This is a genomic window from Petrotoga halophila DSM 16923 (assembly GCF_002924615.1).
This window is the reverse complement of sequence record NZ_JALY01000324.1, coordinates 1-2,659: the sequence shown is the minus strand read 5'-3', so window position 1 is coordinate 2,659 and position 2,659 is coordinate 1. Positions and strand designations below refer to the sequence as shown.

General features: G+C 34.3%; 5 protein-coding genes. 1 reads left to right on the top strand and 4 read right to left on the bottom strand.

All coding sequences use genetic code 11. The annotated features are described in order from the left end of the window. On the top strand, positions 1–819 hold an 819-nt coding region (locus AA81_RS13655), incomplete at its 5' end, for an ABC transporter ATP-binding protein (protein ID WP_103899337.1). A 32-nt stretch (positions 820–851) separates the two neighbouring features. Here AA81_RS13655 and AA81_RS13650 read toward each other — a convergent pair. The 4 genes from AA81_RS13650 to AA81_RS13640 all read right to left on the bottom strand — a co-directional run. Next, positions 852–1,310 (bottom strand): SoxR reducing system RseC family protein, encoded by a 459-nt coding sequence (locus AA81_RS13650; protein ID WP_103079273.1) that lies wholly within the window; start codon positions 1,308–1,310, stop codon positions 852–854. After that, entirely contained in the window at positions 1,279–2,202 is a 924-nt protein-coding gene (gene thrB / locus AA81_RS13645; RefSeq protein ID WP_103079274.1) for a homoserine kinase, read from the bottom strand. Before thrB ends, AA81_RS13650 begins: the two co-directional genes overlap by 32 nt. Positions 2,203–2,225: 23 nt before the next feature. Next, on the bottom strand, positions 2,226–2,402 hold the full coding sequence (locus AA81_RS14350) for a hypothetical protein (protein ID WP_169926354.1): 177 nt from the start codon (positions 2,400–2,402) through the stop codon (positions 2,226–2,228). Then, the coding region (locus tag AA81_RS13640) for a sigma-70 family RNA polymerase sigma factor (RefSeq protein ID WP_146050420.1) at positions 2,399–2,659 on the bottom strand (261 nt) is incomplete at its 5' end. The genes AA81_RS13640 and AA81_RS14350, both read right to left, overlap by 4 nt.

Here is a 2,659-nt window from a genome sequence, read left to right as displayed (position 1 = left end):
AAATTAGATAATGAAATAGATAAAAAATACGCCCAGTTATATTTTCATGATGGGGTAAGAGAAATAAAGAAAGATTTGTTATCTAATTTGGACGAAAAAAGAAGAGCCTTTAGAAAAAATGCACAAGTCATCTTTCAAGACCCATATTCTTCTTTAAATCCAAGAATGAGAGTCCTGGATATCATAGGAGAAGGTATGAAAGTGAATAAAATGGGTACATCTTCTGAAATAAGGGATAGAGTTGCCAACTTAATGGAAACAGTAGGATTATCCAAAGATTACGTTTATAGATATCCCCACCAATTTTCTGGTGGACAAAGACAAAGAATAGGGATAGCACGTGCTTTGGCATTGGATCCAAAATTAATCATTTCTGATGAAGCTGTTTCCGCTTTAGATGTTTCCATTCAATCTCAGATCATAAATTTAATGGTTGACTTGAAAAACGATTATGGCTTAACCTATGTTTTTATAGCTCACGATTTGGCCGTTGTGAAACACATAAGCGACAGAATAGCGGTTATGTATCTAGGAAAGATAGCTGAATTAACAACGAAAAAAGAGCTCTTTGAAGAGCCTTTGCATCCTTATACGGTATCCTTGATGTCTGCTATTCCAATACCAGATCCGGAAGTTAAGAAGAAAAGAGTGGTTTTACAAGGGGATGTACCCAGCCCTCTAAATCCACCTTCAGGTTGTAGGTTTCATCCTCGTTGTCCAATTGCTAAGGATATTTGTAGCAAAGAAGAACCACCACTTAAAGAAATTAAACCAGGTCATTATGTATCATGTCATTTCCCGGGAGAGTTTAAAATTTAAAAGCTTGGGTTTTACCCAAGCTTTTAAATATCTTAAATTTCTCCTTTTTCGTTTAATTTTAGATCTATTTTTTTCTCCAACTTTTGTAGTATGACCGGAAGATATCTGTCTTTTAATTTTTTTCTATCGTACTGATGAATTAAAAAATAAGTAATTCCCATTCCTAAAATTCCAGCCAAGAAAGAGAAGATATCTGAAAAGCTCAAAGTATAAAGTATGGAAATTATAGACAAGAAAACGATTAAAGGAATCCCATAAGCTAAAAAAGAAAGTTTCACTACTGGAACTTCGGGCATTTCTACAACTACCTTATCTCCTTTTTTTACATCGACCTTTTCAGTGTTTTTAGCTTTTAAATTCAGCTCGTTTGAGCCACCTAATAGCGTACAACCACCTTTCATTGCACAACTTTCACATTCTTGTGTCCTTGTGGTTCTCAAATATACGTAATTCTCATCTTTATCGATAACATCCATTACTTCTCTCATCATTTAATACCTCCAATCCATTATGACATATGTCTAAAACAGTTACTTTATACTTTTGCCCAAGATGAGAAAGAAATTTAACCATTTCATTCTCAATATTTTTATAATCTCCATCTAAAATTCCCATGATCGTGGGTCCAGAGCCACTCAAGAAATAACCCTTTGCACCTATTTTCATTAATTTAGACGTTATTTCTTCCCAGTAGGGGACAAAATCTTTACGATATGGCTGATGGATTTTATCTTTCGTGGCTTCTGACAAATTTTCAAAATGCGCGGTTACAAGCGAGGCTACGAGAAGGCCAACTCTACTTATATTAAACACCGCATCTTCAATGGGCACATTTTGGGGTAAAAGTGAACGGGCTTTTTTTGTAGAAAAATGAAAATCAGGGATAATAGCTAATAATTTCAACTGAGTTGGTAAATCCATTTTTACATATTTAACTTCTTTTTCCAACAAACTTCCTACAGTCAATCCTCCAACCAATGCAGGTAAAATATTGTCCGTATGCCCATCCATTGTAGCTGCTAAATACATTATCTCTTCTTTCTTCAAAGGATTATTAAACAGCTCATTGGCAGCCACCAGACCTCCAACTATGCAAGCTGCGCTACTTCCCAAGCCTCTTGCTATGGGTATATTATTTATGAGGTTTATTCGAAGGCCTTGCGGGTGAATATTTACTGCGTCAAACAGTCGCTTCATCGCCTGATAAACTAAATTATGTTCATTACTTTCTATATATTCTTGATCCTCAATTGGTACATTAATTTCAAGCGAATCGTTGATTTCTTCCACTTCTATGATATTGTACAATCGTAAGGATATCCCTAAACTATCAAATCCTGGTCCTATGTTCGCTGTAGTAGCTGGCACTTTCACTCTGATCATTTCTTCAGCCCTTTCATTATTAGTTATCTAAAATTAAGTTTACTTTTAACATTGTTGATAACAGAGTTTTCACACGAAAAGTATGTTTTTATAATGTTCCTGTATATATTGATTATTTTTTTGCAGTTTTCGTTTAACTCATCTTCTTTGATTTTTCCATCAAAAAATTCGTTCAACAATTCTTCTTCTTTTTCGTTCATACGAAGTTGGCCTCCTCTATCAATTGTCTCAATTTTTTCCTAGCATAATGCAGCTTACTTTTCACCGTTCCCAAAGGGATTTCCATTATATCGGAAATTTCATTGTAACTCAGTCCATCAATATCCCTTAACTTAATCAATAACCTTTCTTCATCGTCAAGTTTTTCCATTATGTTTAAAATCATTTGGTAATCGAGTTCTTCTAAAACTTCATTTTTTACGTTAGTATCGGAAATTGCTTGGATATTATGATTTTG

Bases quoted from the DNA above. Each gene is read 5' to 3' on its own strand.
- AA81_RS13650 (WP_103079273.1), bottom strand. From the start codon at position 1,310: ATGATGAGAGAAGTAATGGATGTTATCGATAAAGATGAGAATTACGTA.
- thrB (WP_103079274.1), bottom strand. From the start codon at position 2,202: ATGATCAGAGTGAAAGTGCCAGCTACTACAGCGAACATAGGACCAGGA.
- AA81_RS14350 (WP_169926354.1), bottom strand. From the start codon at position 2,402: ATGAACGAAAAAGAAGAAGAATTGTTGAACGAATTTTTTGATGGAAAA.